Origin of the sequence: Aeromonas sp. 602396 (assembly GCF_049173735.1) — a bacterium.
GTDB lineage: Bacteria > Pseudomonadota > Gammaproteobacteria > Enterobacterales > Aeromonadaceae > Aeromonas > Aeromonas veronii_A.
Window position 1 is genome coordinate 1 of record NZ_JAAKSD010000017.1, and the last position, 23,483, is coordinate 23,483.

General features: G+C 59.4%; 19 protein-coding genes, 4 tRNA genes and 1 riboswitch. Of the genes, 11 read left to right on the forward strand and 12 right to left on the reverse strand.

Features of this window, described 5'->3' with window-relative positions:
- From G5229_RS17775 to G5229_RS17790, 4 genes are all read right to left on the reverse strand, one after another.
- Nucleotides 1-76 (reverse strand) — tRNA-Ala (locus tag G5229_RS17775).
- A gap of 65 nt (nucleotides 77-141) precedes the next feature.
- Nucleotides 142-217, reverse strand: a tRNA-Ala gene (locus G5229_RS17780).
- A gap of 28 nt (nucleotides 218-245) precedes the next feature.
- Nucleotides 246-321: transfer RNA gene (locus G5229_RS17785), tRNA-Ala, on the reverse strand.
- Between the two features lie 1,258 nt (nucleotides 322-1,579).
- Nucleotides 1,580-4,177 carry a glycosyl hydrolase family 18 protein gene (locus G5229_RS17790; RefSeq protein ID WP_266134151.1) on the reverse strand — a complete coding sequence of 866 codons (2,598 nt, stop codon included), beginning with the start codon at nucleotides 4,175-4,177 and terminating at the stop codon, nucleotides 1,580-1,582.
- A 98-nt stretch (nucleotides 4,178-4,275) separates the two neighbouring features.
- A riboswitch (cyclic di-GMP riboswitch) is annotated at nucleotides 4,276-4,363 on the reverse strand.
- A 456-nt stretch (nucleotides 4,364-4,819) separates the two neighbouring features.
- Between G5229_RS17790 and G5229_RS17795 the strand changes: the two genes are divergently transcribed.
- The 5 genes from G5229_RS17795 to G5229_RS17815 all read left to right on the forward strand — a co-directional run bounded on the left by G5229_RS17795 (nucleotide 4,820) and on the right by G5229_RS17815 (nucleotide 10,943).
- Nucleotides 4,820-4,896: transfer RNA gene (locus G5229_RS17795), tRNA-Arg, on the forward strand.
- A 208-nt stretch (nucleotides 4,897-5,104) separates the two neighbouring features.
- Complete coding sequence (locus tag G5229_RS17800; protein ID WP_421209866.1) at nucleotides 5,105-5,989, forward strand: DMT family transporter; 885 nt, start codon at nucleotides 5,105-5,107, stop codon at nucleotides 5,987-5,989.
- A gap of 105 nt (nucleotides 5,990-6,094) precedes the next feature.
- Nucleotides 6,095-8,032, forward strand: coding sequence for a methyl-accepting chemotaxis protein (locus G5229_RS17805; protein WP_421209868.1), 1,938 nt, complete (start codon nucleotides 6,095-6,097; stop codon nucleotides 8,030-8,032).
- Between the two features lie 497 nt (nucleotides 8,033-8,529).
- Nucleotides 8,530-9,978, forward strand: coding sequence for an OprD family outer membrane porin (locus G5229_RS17810; RefSeq protein ID WP_421209870.1), 1,449 nt, complete (start codon nucleotides 8,530-8,532; stop codon nucleotides 9,976-9,978).
- Between the two features lie 137 nt (nucleotides 9,979-10,115).
- Nucleotides 10,116-10,943: an SDR family oxidoreductase gene (locus tag G5229_RS17815; protein WP_421209872.1), complete on the forward strand. Its 828-nt coding sequence runs from the start codon at nucleotides 10,116-10,118 to the stop codon at nucleotides 10,941-10,943.
- Between the two features lie 108 nt (nucleotides 10,944-11,051).
- Here G5229_RS17815 and G5229_RS17820 read toward each other — a convergent pair whose 3' ends face one another.
- Nucleotides 11,052-11,384 carry a DUF1904 family protein gene (locus G5229_RS17820; RefSeq protein WP_181223292.1) on the reverse strand — a complete coding sequence of 111 codons (333 nt, stop codon included), beginning with the start codon at nucleotides 11,382-11,384 and terminating at the stop codon, nucleotides 11,052-11,054.
- 88 nt (nucleotides 11,385-11,472) lie between these two features.
- Between G5229_RS17820 and G5229_RS17825 the strand changes: the two genes are divergently transcribed.
- From G5229_RS17825 to G5229_RS17840, 4 genes are all read left to right on the forward strand, one after another.
- Nucleotides 11,473-12,360, forward strand: coding sequence for a TraB/GumN family protein (locus G5229_RS17825; protein WP_213387475.1), 888 nt, complete (start codon nucleotides 11,473-11,475; stop codon nucleotides 12,358-12,360).
- A 136-nt stretch (nucleotides 12,361-12,496) separates the two neighbouring features.
- Entirely contained in the window at nucleotides 12,497-12,676 is a 180-nt protein-coding gene (locus G5229_RS17830; RefSeq protein ID WP_005338733.1) for a DUF3149 domain-containing protein, read from the forward strand.
- Nucleotides 12,677-12,865: 189 nt separating this feature from the next.
- Nucleotides 12,866-13,447, forward strand: a complete 582-nt coding sequence (gene smrA, locus G5229_RS17835; RefSeq protein WP_005338734.1) for a DNA endonuclease SmrA — start codon at nucleotides 12,866-12,868, stop codon at nucleotides 13,445-13,447.
- Between the two features lie 138 nt (nucleotides 13,448-13,585).
- Entirely contained in the window at nucleotides 13,586-15,064 is a 1,479-nt protein-coding gene (locus G5229_RS17840; protein WP_421209874.1) for a carboxypeptidase M32, read from the forward strand.
- A 116-nt stretch (nucleotides 15,065-15,180) separates the two neighbouring features.
- On the opposite strand, the gene G5229_RS17845 is transcribed toward G5229_RS17840, so the two are convergent.
- The 6 genes from G5229_RS17845 to G5229_RS17870 all read right to left on the reverse strand — a co-directional run bounded on the left by G5229_RS17845 (nucleotide 15,181) and on the right by G5229_RS17870 (nucleotide 19,058).
- Complete coding sequence (locus G5229_RS17845; protein WP_159143128.1) at nucleotides 15,181-15,582, reverse strand: VOC family protein; 402 nt, start codon at nucleotides 15,580-15,582, stop codon at nucleotides 15,181-15,183.
- Between the two features lie 94 nt (nucleotides 15,583-15,676).
- Entirely contained in the window at nucleotides 15,677-17,308 is a 1,632-nt protein-coding gene (locus G5229_RS17850; RefSeq protein ID WP_421209877.1) for a DUF7305 domain-containing protein, read from the reverse strand.
- Nucleotides 17,305-17,865: a PilW family protein gene (locus G5229_RS17855; protein ID WP_376895861.1), complete on the reverse strand. Its 561-nt coding sequence runs from the start codon at nucleotides 17,863-17,865 to the stop codon at nucleotides 17,305-17,307. The genes G5229_RS17850 and G5229_RS17855 overlap by 4 nt, the downstream gene beginning before the upstream one ends.
- Entirely contained in the window at nucleotides 17,859-18,251 is a 393-nt protein-coding gene (locus tag G5229_RS17860) for a type IV pilus modification PilV family protein (RefSeq protein WP_159143122.1), read from the reverse strand. Before G5229_RS17860 ends, G5229_RS17855 begins: the two co-directional genes overlap by 7 nt.
- Nucleotides 18,248-18,667 (reverse strand): GspH/FimT family pseudopilin, encoded by a 420-nt coding sequence (locus G5229_RS17865; protein WP_421209880.1) that lies wholly within the window; start codon nucleotides 18,665-18,667, stop codon nucleotides 18,248-18,250. The genes G5229_RS17860 and G5229_RS17865 overlap by 4 nt, the downstream gene beginning before the upstream one ends.
- 1 nt (nucleotide 18,668) lies before the next feature.
- Entirely contained in the window at nucleotides 18,669-19,058 is a 390-nt protein-coding gene (locus G5229_RS17870; protein ID WP_421209882.1) for a type IV pilin protein, read from the reverse strand.
- A 408-nt stretch (nucleotides 19,059-19,466) separates the two neighbouring features.
- Between G5229_RS17870 and G5229_RS17875 the strand changes: the two genes are divergently transcribed.
- Together G5229_RS17875 and G5229_RS17880 are read left to right on the forward strand one after the other, a co-directional pair.
- On the forward strand, nucleotides 19,467-21,011 hold the full coding sequence (locus G5229_RS17875) for an AlkA N-terminal domain-containing protein (protein ID WP_421209956.1): 1,545 nt from the start codon (nucleotides 19,467-19,469) through the stop codon (nucleotides 21,009-21,011).
- Nucleotides 21,008-21,481: a methylated-DNA--[protein]-cysteine S-methyltransferase gene (locus G5229_RS17880; protein ID WP_421209884.1), complete on the forward strand. Its 474-nt coding sequence runs from the start codon at nucleotides 21,008-21,010 to the stop codon at nucleotides 21,479-21,481. The genes G5229_RS17875 and G5229_RS17880 overlap by 4 nt, the downstream gene beginning before the upstream one ends.
- 66 nt (nucleotides 21,482-21,547) lie before the next feature.
- Here the strand turns inward: G5229_RS17880 and G5229_RS17885 are convergent, their stop codons facing one another.
- A complete protein-coding gene (locus G5229_RS17885; RefSeq protein WP_421209886.1) occupies nucleotides 21,548-23,407 on the reverse strand; it encodes a peptidase U32 family protein in 1,860 nt (619 codons plus the stop codon).
- Nucleotides 23,408-23,483: the final 76 nt, after the last annotated feature.

Below are 23,483 nucleotides of genomic sequence, written 5' to 3' on the forward strand. Positions count from 1 at the left end.
TGGTGGAGCTACGCGGGATCGAACCGCGGACCTCTTGCATGCCATGCAAGCGCTCTCCCAGCTGAGCTATAACCCCACAAAGGTCGGCTTGGGTGATACACACCACACTGCCCTGGGTATTCAATACAACAATCAAGAATCTGGTGGAGCTACGCGGGATCGAACCGCGGACCTCTTGCATGCCATGCAAGCGCTCTCCCAGCTGAGCTATAACCCCTTTGATTCCAGATTGTTCGAGGAGAATTTGGTGGAGCTACGCGGGATCGAACCGCGGACCTCTTGCATGCCATGCAAGCGCTCTCCCAGCTGAGCTATAACCCCAACTCACCTCGGTGCTGACGAAGTTATCTCCGGCAACGGAGGCGCATGATAGGCATCACCCGCTTTGCTGTCAACCCTAAAATAACCGCGACTGATTCGTTTAGTCAAAATTGCAGCAGTTCGCTGTTTTTACCAGCAAGGCGCGTGCTATCTCTCTGTTTTATGTCACAAATTGGCTCAAGCACCTATAAAGGAGAGGCCGTGCAGCGAGCCTCTTTCCCCTTGCAACGCCCCCGCTCTCAGACCTCTCTATGGTGGCTGGTAATCAGCTTCTCCCCCGTCACCTCGGGAAAGCCTTTCCATAAAGGGCATTGCATTTGAAAACCCTTTCCATGATTTTTGTAAATTTACAACATAGAAAGTTGATCTGGCTCACAAATGACCATAGGATCAAACCGTGACCTAGGTCACATACCATAACCATAAATGACAGAGCGATGAGGTAAACCATGTTTGAGAATCTGGCAGTCCTGTTCCACCTGCGCGGTGCAACCACCAAGAACGGCGTTGTAGAGAAAGATGCCTATGCCCCCTCCACCCGTGAATACTACTTCCGCTACGGCAAATAATTGCTGAAAGCCTTTCACGGAAAATGTAATAAAACAACAACGCACATCATCACACAGCCCTTTCGAGGCGCTGTCCTGTCCGGGCCAGATGTTCCACGGCCAAACCTGAACTCCACCAAACAAGAATGGGGCCCGCAGGCCCCATCTTTTATTGCATCGGCTCATTGCAGGATCTCGGCCTGATCCAGGTATGACACCATGAAATCCCCTTGCCGGGAGCGCTGGCTTGGATAACACCAGCATCCGGGAAGCTGGCTATGATGCTTGCCATCCTTGTTCAACAGCCAAATGCCGTCGATTAGGTACTGCATGAAGGGACAGCATGACGACGGACAGAGATTTAAAAAGAGCAAGCGAAGTTGAGCAAGCCCTCATCCTGGCGATACCGACCCGCTGGCCTGTCTCGCCAACAGCGGGATGCTAGCCTCTTGGGCAACCTGAAAATATTCGGCCGCAGACTTTCCAGCAGTGTAATTACAACAGCGGAAAGGTTACCACGAATCAGGTTCACACCTTATCAGAGAGCAGTGCAGCCATCACTTGGGGAGAGCCTTCATGCCGGCACCACAAGTCGGCCTGACCGGATACAAGACAGAGCAGAAAAAGAGGGATTGGCAGAGCAACCAATGTTCAGCGCCACGGGTTGCAAAAGCGGGGCATGACCAGCATGCCCCGCCACAACTCAAGCCTTATTTACAGCTGGCGGCCCCCACATCCTGCCAGACGTCGTGTTTGCCGGGCTCGTTGCCCTTTGTCCAGTATTGCGCTTTCCATTGACGGCCATTATGGGTGGTGATCTCGCCACCGTTGTAAGCTACATTGGCATCCCAACCCAGTTGCACCTTGCTCACCAGCAACCACTGATCCGCGGTACGGCTCGGTTCGTTGCCCTGAGTCCAGTACTTGGCCTGCCACACCAGCTGGTTGTGGCTCACCTTGTCACCGCCGTTGTAGACCTTGCTCGCCTGCCAGGCAGGCCAGTTGGCGGCATCCGGATCAGTGGCCGAGCAACCGCCACCACCGCTGACCGGCTTGACCGTCAGACGGGTGGCGGCACTGGCATCCAGCGCGCCGTCGGAGACGGTGAGGCTCAGGTCATAGGCGGTATCGCTGGTAACGTTCGGACCGGTGACCACCAGGGTGGCACTGTTCTGACCGCTGGCGGTGAGGCCGGCCGGTACCGTCCACTGATAGGTGAGCGGATCACCGTTCGGGTCAGATGCGGTCGCCTTGAGGGTCACCTGCTTGCCGGATTCCACGGAAGCGGTAGCCGGCAGGCTAACCAGTGGCGGCAGGTTGGGCTGCGGCGCCTTGTTGGTGACCACCACCTGATCGCGGGCGGTGAGGTTGTGGTCGTCGGTCACTGCCAGCTCGAACACCAGATTGATGTCGGCGGTCACCGCATCGAGTACAACCCGGGCCTTGGCCTGAGTGGCATCCAGCAAGGTGGCCTGCGGGCCGGAGACCTGCTTCCAGCTATAGGTGAGGGCGCCATTTTCCGGGTCGTGGGACGCGGAGCCGTTCAGCGTCACCTCGGTCGGGCCGGTGACACTCAGATCGCTGCCCGCGTTGGCCACCGGCGGCTTGTTGGCTGGCGGAGTGGTTCCCTCGCCGTGACCCAGACCCTCGTGCATGGCATTGAGGATGTCGCCGTTGTCGGCATCAATCTCCCAGGAGAAGAGGCCACCCAGCTTGTTGGCCAGCACATACTGCCCCTTGGCCTTGACCGAGCGGTCGTTGTCATAGGTGATGAGATCGCCGGTCGAAGCCTTGAACAGATAGGGAGCCTCGGCCACCTCGTCGTAGCTCTTCTCCCAGCCACTGCCCATACGGTTGTTGACGATGTCGCGGTAATCGACCACGCCATCCTCCCAGGTGCCTTTCACCTTGCCGGTCGCCTTGCCGGTGAAGGGGTTGTTGCCCTGATAGCCGCTCACGCCAGTCCAGCCACGGCCATACATGGCGGCACCAACCACCAGCTTGCCGGGGTCAACCCCCTGCGCCAGCATCAGGTTGACCGCCTTGTCGGTGGTGTACTTGGTGTTGGGATCCCAGCTCGCCGCGTAGAGGTTGGTCTGGTGACCCAGCTCGGTATTGCTCCATGCGCCGTTGTAGTCGTAGGTCATCATAAAGATGTGGCTCATGTACTGCTGGGCCGCGCGGTAATCGACATCTTCAATCTTGTCGTAACCGGCGCCGACAGCGGAGGTGAGCTCATACTTGCGACCAGTCTGCGACTCCAGCTCATCGAGCATGGCGCGCAGCTCCTTCATCAGGGTCACATAGGTTGCGCCATCGCTCGGGCTGCCCAGTTTCGGGTTGGCGCCCTGTCCACCCGGATATTCCCAGTCGATATCAACGCCATCGAAGAATTTCCAGGTCTGCAGGAACTCTTTGACTGAGGCGACGAAGGTATCGCGCTTGCTCTTGTCGCCGAGGAAGTAGAAGGGGTCGGAGAGGGTCCAGCCGCCGACGGAGGGGAGGATCTTGAGGTCAGGGTAAGCCTGTTTGAGCGCCATCAGGGCACCGAAGTTACCCTTGTAAGGCTCGTCATAGGCAGTCAGGCCACTTTGCGGCATCTGAACGGCGGCCCAAGGATCGTGGATCGCAACCTTGAAGTCGGCACGACCGGCACACGCACGTTGCAACGCCTGGAAGCTCCCTTCGATCTCCTTGAGGCTATCGTTGAGGCCATCCCCGCCACAGATGGGGGTGAAACCATAGAGGATATGGGTCAGGTTCTGGGCCGGGATCTTGTCCACTGTGAACTTGCGACCATAGACGCCCCACTCCACGTAGTAGGTACCGACCACCTTGCCGGACTTGTTGGCGTAGGGCTTGTTGTTCTCCTGCAACGCGGCCTTTAGCGGCGCCAGGTGGCTGCCATCGGTATCGGCGACCACGATCTCCTTGGCATCAGAGAGAGTACAGCCATCGGCATTGCAGAGGGCCACCTGCATCTGGTAGCGCCCACCTTTGTTCACCTTGAATTTGGCCGTGCCTGCAGCAGCAGAGGGGCCAGACCACACCTCCTTGCCATCAAGCAGCACCCCAGCAGTCTGGCCGACGTCACCGCTCCAGAGGTTCCAGCTCACCTCCACATCGGCGGCATCCTTGACCTTGACCAGATTGTTGTAGGAGGTTGCCGCCTGATCCACTTCAACAATGGCGAACTTGGTGGGACCCCAGCCGATGGTGGGCTTGCCCGGCGCGGCCGCATAAACGGCAGATGAGGCAAGCAGGGAGCCGACCATCATGGCCAGCGATGCGGGTTTTGGACTTAGCATATTGTTTTCCTTTACGTTATGGACAAACGAAAGGGCAACACAACACGACAGGCAACACAAACACGACTACCCCTTGGCAAAGGCAGCCAGCATAACACTGTGGTGGCCCCGCTATCCCAGCTCAACAACGCCTTTAGACCGGAGGCTTTGCGTCCCGACTTTTCAATCGGTTTGCCCTTGTCACAACTTTATTTTCGGCGATAACTAATCGCGAATTAACTCTATGGCAATTTATATAACTAAGCAAACAAGACCATTCCAAACCCGCTACTGACCGTACCTGACGCTGAGCCATGGCCTCATGATTCATCTTTAAAATACAAGGGAGCATTGGCCATTATTAATAGCTACCCAACTGATTAAGCTAAAAATTTCACTAAAACAAAATAAAGCGACAAAAGCTCAACACCTGTGGCACAACACAACAAGAGGTAGCCATACCTCACGGCAACAAGTGAATTCAAAGTCAATTTATTGCATACCAGTATCTTCCTCCCCCCACCCCTTCTTATTCAGACACCACAAACTTGTTTATCTGACCCCCAGAGCACAAACGCACAATCCGGCCAGAATGTAAGCAACTGGATAGACAGACATACGCAGTTGTTTATTTTTATTGGCATTTTTATATAATGCCCGCACGTCCCAGTGGCACAGCTGGATAGCGCGCGCCCCTCCTAAGGGCGAGGTCGCAGGTTCGAATCCTGCCTGGGACGCCACCCATCATCCCCTTTTCGCATTCACTCATCTCTTTGGCGATTGGTTCGACGTCCAGCAGCACTCAGCTTGCACCATCAAAATCCTCACCAAGTCACAAGCAATTGTATTCACGCAGCATTCGGCATCTATCCTCTCTCTGATAGACTGCTTCTTTTTGGCTGAGCCCTGCGGCAAAGCCAGCAGCTTCATCTTGCAAAGGAGTGTTGGATGTCCGGATGTTCCTGGTGGGATAGATCCACCGGTTTTGCCTTGCTGACCATTGTGCTGTGGGCCTCGCTGGCGGCGCTGACGTCACGGGTTACCAGCGTGTCACCGCTGGTACTGGTCGGGCTGGTGCTGTTTTTCTGCGGGGTCGGGGCCTTGCCGTTCTGGCGCCAGTGGCATGCTCGTCCGATTACCTGGCTGGTGACGGTTACGGCATTGCTGCTCTACCATCTGCTGCTCTTTATGAGCTTTCGCCATGCCCCGGTGCTGGAAGCAAACCTCATCAACTACCTCTGGCCGCTCTGCATCATTCTGTTCACCCCACTGTTGTTGCCCGGCCATCCACTCCATGCCCGTCACCTGCTGGCTGGCGCCTTTGGTCTGGCGGGTTCCATGCTGGTGATGGTCAACGGCGAGCTGCAACTGCAGCAGGCCTATCTGCCGGGATACCTGCTGGCACTGGGCGCGGCAGTCGTCTGGGGAGCCTACTCGGTATTATCACGCCGTCTGCCGCCAGCCCCCGCCGTGGTCACTGCGGCAGCCTGTCTGCCCGCAGGTTTGTTGGCGCTGCTGCTTGCCCGTCTGCTCGAAGGGCCTCTGCCGCTCGCGCAGCTCCCCACCAGTGACTGGTGGCTGATCATCGGGCTGGCACTGGGCCCGATGGGGGCGGCCTTCGTTACCTGGTATCTGGCACTGCGAGACGGCGATCCACGCCGGATCGGAGCCCTTGCCTACCTGACCCCTCTGCTGAGTACTTTGCTGTTAGTAACATTGAACGGAGAGGAGCTAACCTCGCGCCATCTGCTGGCCGGTGCACTTATCATGGGGGGCGCCCTGCTCGGTATGTTGGGCCAACGCAACAGCGCGCAGGTATCCCCAGCCAGTTAAATCGGCAAAATGGGGCCACCTGACCCGCGCTGTCATAAAAACGCCACCATCCCTGTTTAGGCTCGGCCATGCTCCCCCATGGTCTGTGCTGACAGGAATCACCCAGTGAAAATCGCCCATTACGCCACCCTCTCCTCCCTGGTTCTGTTACTGGTCGCGGGAGGACAGGCGCTGGCCCTCTACCACGGCTGGCAACAGCTTGCCCGCACCAATCAGGCCCAGCATCAGCACGAGACGCTGCAACAACTGGTGACGGTGACCCTGCAAAACAGCCTGCGTGACTACCTCAACAGCGGCGATCCACAGCAATTGACCGCGGCAGAGAAGATCCGCCAGCAAGCGCTCTCCTCGCTGGCCGCTCAGGATGATGCCGTGGCGGCACCGCTCAGACAGCAACTCGAACAGATGGCGCAGCGCATCGCGCACGACTATCAGGCCGCAGGCAAGCTCTCGGGCAACAGCCAGCTGCTGCTGCAAAATGCGGAGAGTGAGCTGGGCAGCCAGGCTATGGCGCTGATCCGCTATGGGGAGCAAGGTGCCAGCACGGAACAATCTGCCGCAGCACAGCAATATCGCCGCGGTGCAACCGAGATCCTGGCGGGCCTGCCGCGCCTCGCCCATTTGCGCCAAAGCTATATGGAACAGGGCAATGAGAAGCTGCTCGAAGGGATCCGCTTCGAGCTGGAGGCACTGCAAAAACAGGCGCAAGCGCTGCAAGCCTTGCCGCTGCTCGGCCTGTATGAAGATGCGCCCGCCGATGAGTTCACCCTGGGGGAGCCGGTACGCAAGGAGCTGGGAGATCAACCGCGCAGCGAATTACGCTCGCTGCTGGGCCGCTATCCGCAGGAGCTGGCCAACAGCCGCACGGCACTACAACAGCAACAGGCTGGCCGCCAGACCGTGCAGCAAGACATCATGGCCATGTTGCAAGCGACCAGACAGATGGGGGAACAACTTGCCCACGAGCGGCAAGCCGTCAATCAGGAGCTGGCCACCATCCTCGGCACGCTGGCGCTCTGTCTGGTGGTAGTCGCCCTGCTGTTTGCACTGGTGCAACGACGCTGGCTGCTCGCTCCCTTGTTGCGACTGCGCGGAGCCTTTCTGCAGCTCGATCAGACTGGGCAGGCCGAGCCGTTATCTGCCGGGCGTGATCGCAACGAGCTGGCCGATATCGTTGCCAGCTACAATCGGCTGATCGGTCGCCTGCAGCAGGATCAACAACAGAAAGAGGGGCAGCTGTCTGCGGTATCCCTCAGTCTGAAAGGAATGGTCAGCCAGGTTGACGAGATCCACCACAGCACCCGCACCACCGAGCTGGTAGTCGACGAGAGCGGTCAGATGATGGATGAGCTGAACCAGCTGGCCGGAGAGGTCCATCAGGTCGCCGCCGACATCGCCCGGCATGCCCACCATAATGAACAGGCGATGAGCCAGAGCGAAGATCTGGTGGGCAGCATGCTGCACGCTACTCGTCAGACCGGGCTGGCAATTGACGAGAGCGATGAGGCGCTGGAAGCCCTCACCCGCTCGGTTGCCGATGTGACGGACATTGTCGATGTCATCAGTCATATCGCCCAGCAGACCAACTTGCTGGCCCTCAACGCCGCCATCGAAGCGGCCCGTGCAGGGGAACAGGGGCGCGGCTTTGCCGTGGTCGCCGATGAGGTGCGCCACCTCTCGGCCAATACCCAGCAATCCCTCAACCAGATCACCGAGATTCTGCGGCGTCTGACCCAATCTGGTGAACAGCTTGGCACCGTGCTGAACCGGATCACCAGCGAGTCAAGCCGCCAACGGGCACAAGCCGAGCAGTTGCGCCAGACCACCCAGGCGGTGCGGGAGATCGCCCGCAACACCGCAGTGATCGCCCTGCAGGGCGCCGACAATGCCAAAAGTCAGGAGCACAAGCTGGCCAGTTTTGCCGATTTGATCGCCCGTATTCGTCAGCAGGCCTGTCAGGTAAGCCAACTCTCGGTGCAGGTCTCGTCCCATATCCACCATCAGGCGCAACAGATCCCCCGCATCCTCGGCCAGCAAGGCTGACCCTATTCGCCCCACATCCCCACCAATTCACTTTCCCTCGACCAGAGGGAAAGTTTTTTTGTAGCACAAAATTATATGTTGCCTGCAGGTTAACAGCTTCCCTTCCCCCGTATCTGATGAAAACCCGCACCGGCGCTGGCCACACCTCCAAGAAAACGCTCTCATTACCGTGATACCGGCCATGAGGCTGTTTACGACCTTGCCCATGATTATTTGCACTCGGTCATACTTTTGAAACGTTGAGGGAACTTTTCATTGATATTTCGCACCGCGAACGTACTCTTGGAGTTGTCCGATAGCCAAGAATCGGAACAAAAAAAACAACATGTGATGATCAGGACTGCCAACTACAGATGTGCCAAGACATCCGGGTTTGCAGATAACCAAGAGAAGATTTTTTGCCCTTCGGGGTTTTGATTGCAATGCCAATACCGAGCGGTAGGCCCGATGCCAGCTGCCGGAAAAAAGCTAAGTCCATAAAATCAGGAGCAATAAAAATGGAAAAAGTGATCTTCAAGCGCGCCGCTTTGAGTGCCGCTGTGGTAGCCGCTCTGGTCGCCCCCGGCATGGCGTTGGCAGCCCAGGATATGATGAGCCCGGAATATGGCCAGTCCTATGAAACCTTCGTAAAAGACTCCAAACTGACCGGTGGCCTGTTCTACTTCCAGCGTGATCGTCAGCGCATCGATGGTGACCCGACTGCCGCCAAGAAAGAAGGCAAGTACCAGTCCAACCTGAGCCATTCCACCGTCCAGGCAGCTCTCAACTTCAACTCCGGTTATGCCTGGGACACTGTTGGTCTGGATCTGGGCGGCTTCGGTGCCTATGACCTGGCCGTTACCGAAAACCATCCGGTCAACCAGGAGAACGAATTCTCCTTTGCAGGCAACTCCTGGGGCAACAACTACAAAGATGGCTCTCCCGAGGGTGGCTTCAGCCTCTCCAACGCAGCTCTGAAGCTGAAATTCCTGGACGGCGGTGTGACTGCCAAGGGTGGTTACACCCAGCTGTATGTCCCTGGCCAAATCGGTGTTAACTGGTCCTATCAGCCGGGTACCTATCGTGGTGGTCAAGTCGAAGGCAACTTTGGCGGTCTCTACCTGACCTACGCCATCGCTGACGAGTACAAGGCCCCCTGGTACAAAGAGACTCAGGTCTTCTCTCGCGCCAAAGCGTGGATGGATCCGTTCGCTGATGAAAACGTCATCGACTATATCCACGGTATCGCGGCTCGTTACACCTTTGAAAATGGCACTGCCGTGACCGGTTCTTTCGGTCAGTCCGAAGGCTACATGGACAGCTACCACTTCAAACTGGCTCACAAGTTTGACGTACTGGGCGGCCTCGCCACCAGCTACCAGTTCTACGGTTCCGAGACCGAGACCTACACCAAGGGCGGCTCCCAGATTGAAACTTACGACGGCCTGGCATGGCAACAAGCACTGACCGCTGCCTGGAACTACGCCCAATACGGCTTCCGTCTGGAAGGTCTGTGGACCAAGGCTGAAGGTGCGGAAGGCAACTACCTGCCTCGCCTGACCCGTGGCTACGCCAACTCCCAGGGCGCCAACGAAATTTGGTGGGATTCCCGCTCCGACTGGAACGCCAACAACGAAAAAGCGCTGTTCTTCGGCGTGACCCGTTCTCTGGATGACCTGGTTGGTGCGCCTGGCTGGTCCGTCGGTGTATCCGGTGCTTACGGTTGGGATATCGAAAATGGCCAAGGCAAGAAAGCAGCCAACGGCGAGGATACCGAGTGGGCCGTCAACTTCGATGTCAGCTATACCGTGCAGGATGGCAAGCTGAAAGGCACCCTGTTCAAACTGCACTACACCGACTATAACAACGACATCAGCCAGGGCGGCGGTTGGACCGATTACCCCAACATCTTCGCCTCCGAGCACGACGTCAAGTTCCACATCATCATGCCGCTTACCTTCATGTAATCAGGCAATACGATGTCAGCAAACCGGGCCACTTGGCCCGGTTTTCTTTTTTCCGGTTGGCAGGCTAACATGCGAGCCGGATAAGGGTTTTATCCACTCACCAGCACGCTTTTGTCAGCAGTCACAAGGACGCCATCATGCCCCGTTTTGTTTTGATCACCGGTTGTTCCAGCGGTATTGGCCTCGCCGCCGCACAGGCGCTCGGGCAGCACGGTTTTACCGTGATTGCCTCGGCGCGCAAGGCGGAAGATGTGGCCCGTCTGCAGCAACAGGGATTGCTGGCAGTACAGCTGGATCTGGCGGATTCTGCCTCCATCGAGCTGGGTGCCAGTGCGGCGCTCCATCTGGCGGGCGGACGCCTCTATGGCCTGTTCAACAATGGCGCTTATGGCCAACCCGGGGCGCTGGAAGATCTGCCCACCGAAGCGCTCAGGGAACAATTCAATACCAACCTGTTTGGCTGGCACCATCTGATCCGTCAGGTGCTGCCGCCGATGCTGGAGGCCAAAGAGGGGCGGATAGTGCAGAACAGCTCGGTTCTGGGACTGGTTGCCATGAAGTATCGCGGCGCCTACAACGCCAGCAAATTTGCGCTGGAAGGCTATAGCGATACCCTGCGCCTCGAACTGGCGGGTAGCGGGGTATATATCAGCCTGATTGAACCGGGCCCCATCGATACCCGTTTTCGTGCCAATGCCCGCAGCGCCTTCTTGCGCCACATCGACCCGGCCCAGAGCCGTCATCAATCGGCCTACCGCCAGACCCTGACGCGGCTGGAAAAAGAGGGGGCCACCAGCGGCTTTACCCTCCCAAGCGAAGCCTGCATCCCGCCGCTGCTCCATGCGCTGACCCACGCCCATCCCAAGGCACGCTATCCGGTGACCACGCCGACCCGGCTATTTGCCTTCCTGCGACGGGTATTGCCCACTCGCTGGCTCGATAAACTGCTGGCCAAATCAGCCTGATCCCGTGATTGGCGACAAGCATCCTGCCGCCCAAGTGGCGTTAAGCCGGGTAGCGGCGTCACCTGTCCCGCCAACCTGGTTTGTCCCTCTCTTCAATAGTGCTCGCCATTAATAGTGCTCGCCATTGCTGTAGTAGGCACTCTTGACCAGAGGGATCACCTGCACCACCACATAGATCTGCTCCCCCAGCACCCGTTTCAAATGGCGCGTGATAAGGCGCGCGGCGGCGTCCTGCATCTCTTGTGGCCGCTCGAACCAGTGCAGCTCGACAAACGGAAAACCCGTCTCTGGCTCACCGTTGCGTATCCAGCAACTCTCCACCCGCTCCATGGTGACAAACTCCGGCTTGCCGCCGGTCAGCTCGCAAAGCTCGGCCAGCAGCGGGCCGCTCACCTGTTGCAGGGTATCGAGCGTCACGGCGCGAAAACGAAGATGGGGCATGGCAAACCTCTTGGTTATCTGAAATGAGGACTTATCATAGGGGTTATTGTCAGCAAGAGAAGTCACCCGGCGCATATTAAGGATCCCCATGAGATTTCATCGCACCCTCTTTGCCTTCCTGCTCTGCCTGCTGCTACCGCTGCACGCCTTTGCCGATCCCGCCTTCTATCGGGTGAGCAAGGGCAACCAGCAACACTGGCTGCTGGGCTCCATCCATGCAGGTAAACCAGCCCTCTATCCTCTGCCCGAGCCGGTCGATCGCGCCTGGCTGCAGAGTCGTGCCCTGGTAATGGAGGTGGACATGAACAGCATCACGCCGGATCAGTGGCAACAGACCAGCTCCCTCACCCGACTGGTGGATGGCAAACCGCTCAAGGATCATCTGCCTGCCGAGCTCTATCAACGCACCCTGATGGCGGGCGCCCGCTATGGCATCGACGAGGCGACCCTCGCCACCCTGCGCCCATGGTTTGCCGCCATTACCCTGACCCAGGCCGCCATGGCCCGCTCCGACTTCAACAGTGAACTCGGGATAGACCAGCACTTTGCCGTCCGGGCCGCCAAAGAGGGCAAACCGGTAGTGGGTTTTGAAACCCTGCTGGAGCAGCTCGGTTATCTGGCCAGCGTGGGTGACAACCAGACCCTGATGCTCGCCAGCACCCTGGATGAGCTGCCGATGCTGGAGACAGGTTTCGCCGCCGTAATGAAAGCGTGGCAGCAGGGAGATGAGGCGACGCTGATCAATCTGCTCAAGGAGGAGATGGCTCCCCCCGCGCTACAAAGCTGGATGGAGCAGACCCTGCTGGCCGAGCGCAACCATAACTGGCTGAAAAAATGGTCCACCCTGCCCAACGAGAGCTTTATCGTGGTAGGCGCCCTGCACCTTTACGGCGAACAGGGGTTGCTGGCGCTTCTGGAGCAGCAAGGGTGGCGCATTACCCCGCTCACCACACCGGGCCCTGTGCAGGCTCGGTAGCAAGGAGTCCAGTGAGAACGATCACAGAACGCACTGGTTATTAAATAACCTGAAAGGGAGTTGATCGGGATCATCCCAGACGGGGCAAAGAGGTATTTATCATGCCTGTCATCAACCGTGTGACAGGAGCAATAAAATGGACTTTTGGCTGGACCTGATGTTTGGCAACAGCGTGGGATTGATGTCGATGTTGGTGATTATCGGCACCTTCTTGCTCATCAGCTCTTACGCGGCCTACTTCATCTACAAGGTGATGCACTCGCAACCGCCTCATTCACAGCAACCCCATTCTCAACAGCCCAAAGAGGGAAAATAATCCTCTGACCACAGGCGGCAGTTCACACTGACCGCCTGTGATGTTTTATGGTTCGCGACTGTGATTCCCAGGACAGGATGCACCAGTGTCCATGCTGGCCCTCCCTTATCCCCCCTGCCCCTTTCCCCGTTTTCTGTGCCGGTTGCGGCCGTTATAATGGCCCCCACTTTTTCTTATGGGGAGCCTGCCGTGTCTCATAACGACGAACTCTCGCTATTCATGAATGAAGTGGCCGACGTGCGGCCCATTCGCAGCGACAATATCCATCCCCATGCGGCCAAATCCGCCCCGACCGAGGCGCAGCTCGCTCGCCGTCAGGCTGCCACCGCCGAGCAACTCGCCCTCGACCACCTCACCATGGAGGCCATCGAGATGCGCGATCCGCACGAAATCGTCGGCTTCAAGCGTGATGGGGTGCAGGAGGGGGTCTACAAGAAGCTGCGGCTCGGCAAATACGAGCTGCAGGCGAGCCTGGACTTGCACCAGAAAACCCTCAACGAAGCGCGCCAGACGCTGGTGCAGTTCATTGCGGATTGTGAAGTCCGGGATATCCGCTGCCTGCTTATCCTGCATGGCAAGGGGGAGCGCAGCACCCCGCGCGCCCTGCTGAAAAGCTATGTCAGCGCCTGGTTGCCGCAACTGCCCGCCGTCATGGCGATCCACAGCGCCGAGCGTCGCCACGGCGGCAGCGGTGCTCTATACGTGCTGCTGCGTAAAAGCGAACGCAAAAAAGCAGAAAACCGCGAACGGCACCAGAAGCGGCTCGGCTAATCCGCCGCTCGCCACCACGCCTTTGGCCCACCTGCGCTAAGGTGGTCAACGATGCAGCGGCGGTGTTAGCATCGAACGGCCCCGATCATGCCAGGTACGGGGCGGCATACCATCAGGGACGATAACAAGGACAATCCCATGTCATATCAAAAGCTTGAACAACATCAGCAGCAGATCCACCGCTTTAGCCACCTCGCCGCCATCTGCGGCTGGGATCAGGCGGCCATGATGCCGGAAGGGGGCAACGATGCCCGCGCCGAAGCGATGGCCGAACTCGGTCTGCTGATCCACCAGAAGCGCACCGCTCCCGAGCTGGGCGACTGGATTGCCAAGGCCGAGAGTGAGCCGCTCGATGAAGTGCAACGTGCCAACCTCGGTGAGATCAAGCGCCAGTGGCAAGATGCCAGCCTGCTGCCCGGTGAGCTGGTCGAAGCGCTGTCGCTCGCCGGCAGCAAGTGCGAACACGCCTGGCGCAGCCAGCGCAAGAACAACGACTGGGCCGGTTTTGCCCCCAATCTCGAGGAGGTGGTGAAACTCTCCCGTGAAGTAGCGCAACTGCGGGCCGATGCGCTTGGCGTGCGCCCCTACGACGCCATGCTGGCGCTCTATGAGCCGGGCATGACCAGCGCACGGCTCGATCAGATCTTCGGCGATCTCGCCAGCTGGCTGCCGGCTCTTATCCAGACCGTGAGTGAACAACAAAAGGGCGATGCCCTGCTGCTGCCACAAGGCCCCTTCCCCATCCCCACCCAGCAAGCGCTCGGTCAGGAGGTAATGGGGCTGCTCGGCTTTGATTTCGCCCACGGCCGGCTCGATGTGAGCAGTCACCCCTTCTGTGGCGGCGTGCCGACCGACGTGCGGATCACTACCCGCTATAACGAGCAGGAGTTTGTCTCCAGCCTGATGGGCATAGTGCACGAGACCGGTCACGCCCGTTACGAGCAGGGGCTGCCGCGCCATCTGCTGGGTCAGCCGGTGGCCGAAGCGCGCTCCATGGCAATCCACGAGAGCCAGAGCCTGTTTTGCGAGATGCAACTGGGCCATCATCCGGCCTTCCTCGCGCTGCTGGCACCACGCATTCGTCACCACTTCGGCGAACAGGCGGCGTTTGCGCCGGACAATCTGGCCAAGCTCTACAGCCGGGTCGAGCCGGGCTTTATCCGGGTCGATGCGGACGAGGTGACCTATCCGGCCCACGTTATCCTGCGCTACGAGCTGGAGCGCGATCTGGTGGAAGGGAAGATCGAGGTGGCCGACATCCCCGAGCTGTGGGACGCCAAGATGCAGCAGTGGCTGGGGCTCTCCACCAAGGGCAACTACCGCAATGGCTGCATGCAGGATATTCACTGGACCGACGGCTCGTTTGGCTACTTCCCGAGCTACACCCTGGGTGCCATGTATGCCGCCCAGCTGCGTTTTGCCCTCGAAAAAGAGCTGGGCAGCATGGGTGAGGTGATCGCTTCGGGCCACCTGCCGGAGATCTTCGGCTGGCTCGGGCGCAACATCTGGTCACAGGGGAGCCTGCACAGCACCGACGAGCTGGTGCGCCGTACCACCGGTGAAGTGCTCAACCCACACTGGCTGCGCCAGCATCTGGAACAGCGCTACCTGAAGTAATGAGCGCAGTAAGCTAACAGCAGAACGGGGCCCTTTTTAGTTAACCACTACAGGGCCCCGTTTTTATGGCGGTGCATGGCACAGCACGCCACCACCATGCTGTAAAAAGAGAGAATTCAGAGAGGATCAGGGGAACCCAGCAACTCGCGCAGTTGCAGGATATTGCCCTCAGGGTCGAAGGCGTTGCGCACCACAAAGCCGGGCCCTGTCCACTGCTGTGGCAGCAGGCCGCCACCGAGATCCGCCGCCTTCGCTTCTGCCCAGGCGAGGCTGGAGACGGTGAAGAACAGTTTGATGGCCCCCTCTTCCCGCAATTCCGGCGGCCGCTTGATAACAACTTGCCCGGTATAAGGCTCGGGAATGGCGTGGATCAGCAGCTGGATATCGCTGTTTTCCAGCACCACCAACTGCTCATCCTGACTGCAGACCACCATCTGCAGCAGCGTACGGTAAAAGTGGGTCAGCAGGCCCGGATCCTTGGCATAGATCAGGGCACCGGCACGAGCTGGGCCTGGCATGGAGCACTCCTCAACAGTGAACGACTGGGTGGACAGATTTCCACCTTCTCACAGTTGCGCGCCCCATTCGATCCTTTTTAGCGGCTCGCCAGCCTCACTGCACAAAGTGCCACTGCCGCAGTGCCAGTATCGGAGGCGGCCCCTGATCGTCCCCCAAATCTGCCATGCCCAGCGCCTCGTCATAGTGCACACCGCCCGCGCCACTCTCGGTCAAGTGTTTTGCCCGCACCGCCCCGTACAGACCGCCACTTCCGCTGATCTTCATCTCGGTGAGCGGGGCATAGAGAGCGGCATAGAGCGGCGTATTGCCCGACAGCTTGACCCCATCCTTGCCGCTATACGCAGAATAGATGGAGATAGCGGGCGTACTGCCAGCGGTCAGCCCCTGTTTGGCTGCCGTCACCTCGGCACCGGCCCCGAGATCGACCTTGCCGCTGACGATCAGGGTCAGGCTGCTCCCCTCGCTCACCGTCAACTTGTTGCTGCCTGTCATGGTGAAATCCTTGTCGATCAGCAGCACCACATCCCCCTTGATGGTGAGCTTGGCATCGGCCCCCATATTGAGGCTGTCGAGCTTGTAAATAGTCTGTTCCTTGCCAAACAGCTCCCCCTTGCCGGGGAACGGCAGCCCAGGCTTTTGCTGGTTGCTGCTGGTGACCGAGCCGGTGGCAGGATCCGTGGTCAGCACCATCTGCTGGGTGGCCCCGAGCGTCAGGGGACCATTGATGGGCAATGTTGCAGGGGGGAACGATTTGGGCAGCGCGGCCACATTGAGCGGGTCACACACCTGCCCGGCAACAGGCGGTAGCTTGGGATGAGTTCGGTATTGGGGCTCCAGATACTTCTGATGCTTGGCATCAAGGAATGCCCCGTTCCCACCATAGTTCAACTTGTCGCCAGCAATGCTTGTGCCATGACCCATAGAAACATCCCCATTGATCGCAACAGCTCCGGCAATATGCCCCCCTTGCAAGGCAAAATTTCCACTCCCGTTCACGCTGCCCTCAACCCTGACGACCCCATCAGAGGGAGAAATGGTGATATCGCCGCCAGCAAGTACATTACCCGCAACAGGTGAAGAGCCGTTTAAGGTCACCGAGCCGGTCGCCCGCACATCACCCCAGATGGGGGAGTGCCCGGCGAGCACCACATTGGCCTTGTCGCTGACGGTCGCCACCTTGGCGTTCTGCCCCTGATTAAGAGTCCCGGAAACAGACTCCTTGTACGCCCCCTTGCGCGAATCGTAGCTGTCGATAAAACCGCTCCCAGAGAGGCTCAACCCTTCACACGCCACCACCGAATCCTGAAAGATGAGATTGCCCGGCTTGCGCTTAAGGGCAAACAGGGCGTTGAGGCTGGCATTGCCCTCCAGATAACGGCCATGGCTCTGCAACGCCAACTTGCTGCCTGTAGAGGCATCCAGCTGATCGATGCGAAAGCGGCTGCCCGCCATGGCTCCTTCGCCATTGCTTGGCACCTTCTGCACCAGTTGATCCCACTCTATCCGTGGTTCAGCGCCGAGCGCCTGATGCAGGGCGCGATAACTGTCGTTCATCCCCTGCTCGGCACTGAGCTGCGCATTGATCTTCTTGTGAAAATTGCCGCTCAGGCGGGTTTGCAGCTGATTCTCCTGAATGCTGGTAAACACCAGCAGGCTCGACAGCAGGCTCACCACCAGCACCACCAGCAATACGGCTCCCCGCTGCCCCTGCAATCCCTTGTTCATCCCGCTCCCCCTGCTGTGGCGTTGGCACCGGATGTGGCCAACGCTGCCGCCCAGACCGCCTTGCGACGGGCCACCTGCACCTCTACCCCAGGCGCCAGATAGCTCGGCAGCCCTTCGGGCAAGATGCGGATATTGACCAGTGCACCCTGCTGGCCGAATTCAAGATCCTGAAGATGGGCCAGCAACAGACGCGGGCCATCCCCGTCATCGCAACTGAGTACCGGCGGCGTGAAGCGGTACTGCTCGGTAAAATCGGCGGTTTTCTGGTTGCCAAGGCAGGAGAGCACCTGACTGCCCCCCTCTACCTTGAAAGCCAGCGTCAGGCGATCAGGGGTGACCGCTATCAGCTGATCCGCCTGCTTGATGCTGTTGGTAAAGGTGAGAGTGGCAAAGCGCAGCACCTCGTTCGCCTGCTCCAGCGCCTTGCTCTGCTCGACCGTGCTCTTGATGGGCACGTAACCGGCAAAAATCGCCAGCATCAGCATCAGACCGAGCACCATGGAGATCATCAGCTCGACGAGACTGACACCTCGCTGTCGGAAGGGAACGTTCAGCATAGTGGCGGAAACCCTGCGTTCAGCTCAACCCGCCTGGCACCGGAGATCCGCGCATCACGCCACTCGATGGCGACCACAAAGTGGTCGCTGTAGCGACTAGGCAGCACCAGCTGGTGGCCCTCGTGCAGGGTGAAGCGGGCAAGAAAATCGCCCTGGGTGAACCGCTCCGGCTTGCGCTGCACTTCGCACAGCGAACCCCAGATCTGCTCCACACTGTTGCTCGCCTCAATCGTGGCCAACGTACTCTGCAGGCTATAGTGCGCCTGCTGCAACGAGACCACCTGCCCCTTGGCGAGACCGAGAAACACCATCACCGCCAACACCATGGAGACCATGATCTCCACCAGATTGAAACCCTGCTGGCGAGCAGGCGCGGTGTGTCTCATGAGCAGCTCCCTTGCAGCAGCTGGCCGCTCGGGGCCACGCAGAGCACCCGCTGCTCACCGAGGCGATTGGCCAGAATGATCTCGGCGTGGCTGCTACTGCCGGTTGGCGCGATCTTGATGGGGTCAAACGGCTTGATCACCACGCCGCCAGCAGGTGCTGCCGCCTGACGCAGCAACTTGCTGTCAGCCATCACCTCCCAGCCACCGTTCTCGGTGCCCTGCAGCACCACCGGCAGGGTCAGCTTGACCGCTTCGCTGCGGGCAAAGCGGTAGGCTGACGCGAGCTCGGTCGCACTGCGATCGAGTCGTTCGGCCGCGAGGCGCTGACTCATGGAGGGCAACCCGACTAGCAGCAAAATAGCGGCGATGCCGACCGTGATCATCAACTCAATCAGAGTAAATCCGCGCACGTTCATCTTATGATCCCCAGCAGTCATGGCGATTGGCCGCGCGATAACCGGTCTGATCTAGGGTCAGAGTGCCGCATTCATCCTGTTGTCGCGTCGTTGGAATGGCTTTGAGCAGATAGTCGCCAGCATCTTGCTGGCTGTAGCTGAACTGGTAGAAATCCGTGTTGGAAGGGGTGGCAAACGTGGCGGGATAACGCCCCTGTTGGGTATAGATACGTTCGAGGGCGAGCACCTGCTCCAGCAATTGCTGCTGTGCTTCGTAACGACGTCCCTGTTGCAGATAACCCTGATACGCTGGCAACGCGATGGCTGCGAGAATGCTGACAACCGTCATGGCGATCAACAACTCGATCAGACTAAACCCCCGGCAATGGGGCCATGCCTTACAGTCGTTCACTTATCATCCTTGGCAAGTGTTGTTATTGGTCGGCCTTGGGCCGCAGATGTGATGACTTAATAATCACCAGAAATTAACTGACTCAATTGAACAACACAAAATCACCGCATTCAATGTAAAAAAGATAATTATGTGATCTTTTATTAATTTATAAGCAGTTTTCGCCGCCACTAATCTCGCTAAGCAAATAAAGCTAGGCCAATCGAGCCTCCGACCCCATCCGTTATGAGCTCTTCTGCCGAGCCTTGCCAAATGGACAACAACGGAGCGAAGAGTGAAACCCAACCGTGCAACGAAAGAGTAAAAAAACTTCGGCCAATTTTTGCTATCCCTGTCCGTTTCTGGCTAGTCATGGCCCCCGAGCCCCCTTACTCTCTTGCCATCTATTCCAGCAACGCCGCCAACACCATGAATGCAAAGCCAAGCCCTGAGTCGTCACCGGATGAGGTGATCAACACCCTCAGCCGCGAACAGTGTCACGCCGCACGGCTCGCCCGCGATGCTCGCTTCGATGGCCGCTTCTTTACCGGCGTGCTCTCGACCGGCATCTACTGCCGGCCTGTCTGCCCAGCACGGCCACCGCACGAGCACAATGTGCGCTACTTCCAAAGCGCCGCGGCCGCCGAGCAGTATGGGCTGCGACCCTGCCTGCGCTGCCGCCCTGAGCTGGCCCCCGCAGCCCGTGGCGATCTGCCGGTTGAACTGGCACGTCTGCTGGCACGCATCGATCGCGGAGAGCTGGCGGAGGGCACGCTCGCCAAACTGGCCACTGAGGCAGGGATCAGCGAACGCACCCTGCGCCGCCAGTTCGAGCAACATCTCGGCGCCTCACCAAAACAGGTGGAGCAGACGCGCCGCCTGCTGCTCGCGAAACGGCTGCTGACTGAAACTGGGCTGCCCATTACCGACATCGCGTTTGCCGCCGGCTTTGCCAGCATCCGCCGCTTCAATGATGCTTGGCTCAACGCCTACGGACTGGCCCCGCGCTCCCTGCGCCAGCAGGAGCAGCACGCTGACGCGCCAGAGCACATGAACGATCAGCCGCGCGGCGCAACGCTGACGCTGCAGTTGCCCTACCGTCCCCCGTATGATGTGGCGGCCATGCTGGCGTTCTACCGGCTGCGTGCGATCCCCGGGCTGGAGCGGGTAGATGGCGAGGTGTATGAGCGGCGCTACCAGGTCGGTGATCAGGTCGCGCTGGTGCGCATCGCGCAGGGCAAGGGGCACAGCCTGCAACTCACCGTTCATGATCTGCCGCTCGCGGCGCTGCCCGATCTGCTCTATCGGGTGCGCAGGATGTGGGATCTCGATGCCGATATGCATCGGATCGGCGATCTGCTCGGTCAGGATCCGCTGCTCTCCCGCTTGCTGGCGCGCTGGCCCGGCGTACGGCTGCCGGGTGGCTGGGACGAGTATGAGGTGATGCTGCGCGCCATCGTAGGCCAGCAGGTCTCGGTCAAGGGGGCCATCACCATACTCGGGCGGCTGGTGGCGCGCACCGAGGCGCAATACGGGGTGGCGCAACTACCGACCCCCGCCCAGTTGTGCGAACTCGATCTCGACGGTATCGGCATGCCCGGCAGCCGCATTCGTACCCTGCGCGGCGTGGCACAGGCGCTGGCCAGCGGCGAGCTGACCCTCACGACAGCCAGTGACGAGCAGTTGCTGGCGCTGCCGGGCATAGGCCCGTGGACGGTCTCTTACTGGCGGCTGCGCTGCGGGCTGGATACCGATGCCTTCCCCGCTTCCGATCTGGTGCTGCAAAAGGCACTCGGCGGCGGCACCAAGCTGCCGGTAAAAGAGGGGTTGGCGCAAAGCGCAGCATGGCAGCCGTGGCGCAGCTATGCGGCCAGCTGGCTGTGGCATGCCATGAGTGAAGCGCCCGATTTGCTACTCCGTGCCACTGGCAACGAAAACCAGCCAGATAACCCACAACAGGAGATAACCCCATGATCCGCTACGATATCCTGCCGACCCGCTGCGGCGATCTGCTGGTTGCCATCAATGAATCTGGTCTGGTGCACGTAGACTTTGTGGCGGGCCTGCGGGCACTGCCCGATATGAGTGGCTGGCAGCAAGATCACAGAGCACTGGCTCCCTTCCTCGCCGAATTTGACGCCTATTTTGCCGGTCGCTTGCAGCGCTTCTCCCTGCCCCTTGCCGCCCGCGGCACCGCATTTCAGCAAGCGGTATGGCAAGCATTGTGCGACATCCCCTATGGCGAGACCCGCAGCTACAGCGATATCGCTCGCACCATCGGCAAACCCGATGCGGTGCGGGCAGTGGGCGCGGCGAATGGCCGCAATCCGCTCTCGATCATCGTCCCCTGCCATCGGGTGATCGGCCAAAAAGGCAGCCTGACCGGCTATGCGGGGGGATTGGAGATTAAAAAAACGCTGCTGGCGCTGGAGAGGGACAATTAAAGGAGGGTAGGCAGAGAACCTGCGATAAAAATTGCCCCTTTCCGGATGGAGAAAGGGGCTCATTGATCAGCGTTTCAGGCTGCCCATCACATGCATTTCGCAGCGGTTGCAGTCAAAGCGCAGGCGGAAGGTATCTTTACCCATCTTGAGCTCCAGCGGCTCGGCCTTGAGACCGGGCACCTCGTTCGGACAGAGGTTCTGGCTATAGCGGATGCAATGCTTGGTGATCATCAGCACCACTTCCCGCTCCTCCTTGTTCGCCTCATAGGCGGGAGCGATGCGCTCCACCCCGTGCTCGCGGAAGAACTGTTCGGCCGCGCTGTTCAGCACGTTGCCAAGGTAGGAGAGGCGGTGCTGGGGATAGTTGATATCCCGCAGGGCGATGCGTCGCTCGGGGCGCTGGTAGCTGGCCACCCGTGCCGCCTCCAGCGCGGCGATGCCGTCCCGGCGCAAACCGTTGAGCTGTGATGCGGCGATAAAGAGCGGGTGAGTGAATGCCAACTCAATCTTGCGCGCCACAAACAGGGTATTGCCGAGCTTGCCAAGTTGATCCCGCGCCTGCTGCAGCGCCCGCTCCGGGTTGTCGGCAGGCTGTTTGTCGCAAGGCAGGGTCACCGTGGCACTAATGCCCTGCTCGTCGGTGAGCGTGAGGATCACGCCCTCATCGCACTCAGCCAGCACCATATCGACCCGGATGCGGCGATCCGCGCTCGCCTTCTCCAGCATCTTGCTGAACGCCTGATCGTGGTTGCGGTAGATTTCGGTCCCCACCTTCAGCCCCGGCATGCGTTCTGACAGGAGTAACTGCTTACCTTCGACTTTGTTGAGGCGCATCCCCACCAGCTCGTTGTTCGGCTTGAAGAAGCCCAGACCGTCACCGTTGTTGAGGGTGACCTGTTTGCCGTCAATCTCGATACCGTCACGGGTCACCTTGGTGACACGCCCGAGCGGTTCACCCACATATTTCGGGCTCTTGGTGGAGTCGATCCCCTGCTGGCGGCCATGGAGGAAGTAGTCTGTGCTGCCGCGGTTGAAACTTTTCTTGGGGTCAGGCGTGAAGCTGTAGCTGCAACGACCCGCCGAGGCGGCGACCAGATCGGAGCGGCTATCCAGAATGGCGTCCAGCTTCTGGCGATACCAGGCGGTAACGTTCTTGACGTAGTCGAGCCCCTTGAGGCGCCCTTCAATCTTGAAGGAGCGGATCCCCGCCTCGATCAAGGCCTCCAGGTTATCGGTCTGATCCATATCCTTGAGGGACAACAGGTGGCTGTCTGCCACCAGCACTTCGCCATCCGGCTTTTGCAGCGAGCAGGGCAGACGGCAGAGCTGGGCACACTCACCACGGTTGGCACTGCGGCCGGTACGGGCATGGCTGATGTTGCACTGGCCACTGTAGGAAACGCAGAGAGCGCCGTGGATAAAAAACTCCAGCTGCACATTGGTCGCCGCACTGATCTCGCGGATCTGCGCAAGAGACAGTTCGCGCGCCAGCACCACCTGAGAGAAACCCACATCCTGCAGAAACTTCACCTTCTCCGGCGTGCGGTTGTCGGTCTGGGTACTGGCATGGAGCGCGATGGGAGGCAAATCCAGCGCCAGCAGCCCCATGTCCTGGACGATGAGCGCATCTGCTCCAGCTTCATAGATTTGGTGGGTCAGCCGCCGCGCCAGCTCCAGCTCGTGATCGTGCAGCAGGGTGTTGAAGGCGACAAAGACTTGGGCGCCGAAGCGATGGGCGTGGCGCGCCAGCGCTTCGATATCTTCGATGGTGTTGCCCGCCGCGCTGCGGGCGCCAAAGGCAGGGCCGCCCATGTAGACGGCATCGGCACCATGGTTGATGGCTTCGATGCCGTAGGCGAGGTTCTTGGCCGGAGCCAGAAGCTCCAACCGGTTGTTGTGGCTTAACGGGTGCTTGTTCTGGTGCATGGTCTCGGGATCAGGGCGGACAGCAAATGGGCGCTACTCTAGCCCATTCACCGCCTGCGTGCCTTGATCCCGCTTA

Excerpts from the sequence above, each read along its gene's own strand:
- G5229_RS17810 (WP_421209870.1), top strand. The coding sequence starts at position 8,530 with ATGGAAAAAGTGATCTTCAAGCGCGCCGCTTTGAGTGCCGCTGTGGTA.
- G5229_RS17800 (WP_421209866.1), top strand. The coding sequence starts at position 5,105 with ATGTCCGGATGTTCCTGGTGGGATAGATCCACCGGTTTTGCCTTGCTG.
- G5229_RS17845 (WP_159143128.1), bottom strand. The coding sequence starts at position 15,582 with ATGCCAGGCCCAGCTCGTGCCGGTGCCCTGATCTATGCCAAGGATCCG.
- G5229_RS17830 (WP_005338733.1), top strand. The coding sequence starts at position 12,497 with ATGGACTTTTGGCTGGACCTGATGTTTGGCAACAGCGTGGGATTGATG.
- G5229_RS17840 (WP_421209874.1), top strand. The coding sequence starts at position 13,586 with ATGTCATATCAAAAGCTTGAACAACATCAGCAGCAGATCCACCGCTTT.
- G5229_RS17875 (WP_421209956.1), top strand. The coding sequence starts at position 19,467 with ATGAATGCAAAGCCAAGCCCTGAGTCGTCACCGGATGAGGTGATCAAC.
- G5229_RS17815 (WP_421209872.1), top strand. The coding sequence starts at position 10,116 with ATGCCCCGTTTTGTTTTGATCACCGGTTGTTCCAGCGGTATTGGCCTC.
- G5229_RS17865 (WP_421209880.1), bottom strand. The coding sequence starts at position 18,667 with ATGAACGTGCGCGGATTTACTCTGATTGAGTTGATGATCACGGTCGGC.
- G5229_RS17850 (WP_421209877.1), bottom strand. The coding sequence starts at position 17,308 with ATGAACAAGGGATTGCAGGGGCAGCGGGGAGCCGTATTGCTGGTGGTG.
- G5229_RS17860 (WP_159143122.1), bottom strand. The coding sequence starts at position 18,251 with ATGAGACACACCGCGCCTGCTCGCCAGCAGGGTTTCAATCTGGTGGAG.
- G5229_RS17880 (WP_421209884.1), top strand. The coding sequence starts at position 21,008 with ATGATCCGCTACGATATCCTGCCGACCCGCTGCGGCGATCTGCTGGTT.
- G5229_RS17790 (WP_266134151.1), bottom strand. The coding sequence starts at position 4,177 with ATGCTAAGTCCAAAACCCGCATCGCTGGCCATGATGGTCGGCTCCCTG.
- G5229_RS17825 (WP_213387475.1), top strand. The coding sequence starts at position 11,473 with ATGAGATTTCATCGCACCCTCTTTGCCTTCCTGCTCTGCCTGCTGCTA.
- G5229_RS17820 (WP_181223292.1), bottom strand. The coding sequence starts at position 11,384 with ATGCCCCATCTTCGTTTTCGCGCCGTGACGCTCGATACCCTGCAACAG.
- G5229_RS17855 (WP_376895861.1), bottom strand. The coding sequence starts at position 17,865 with ATGCTGAACGTTCCCTTCCGACAGCGAGGTGTCAGTCTCGTCGAGCTG.
- G5229_RS17885 (WP_421209886.1), bottom strand. The coding sequence starts at position 23,407 with ATGCACCAGAACAAGCACCCGTTAAGCCACAACAACCGGTTGGAGCTT.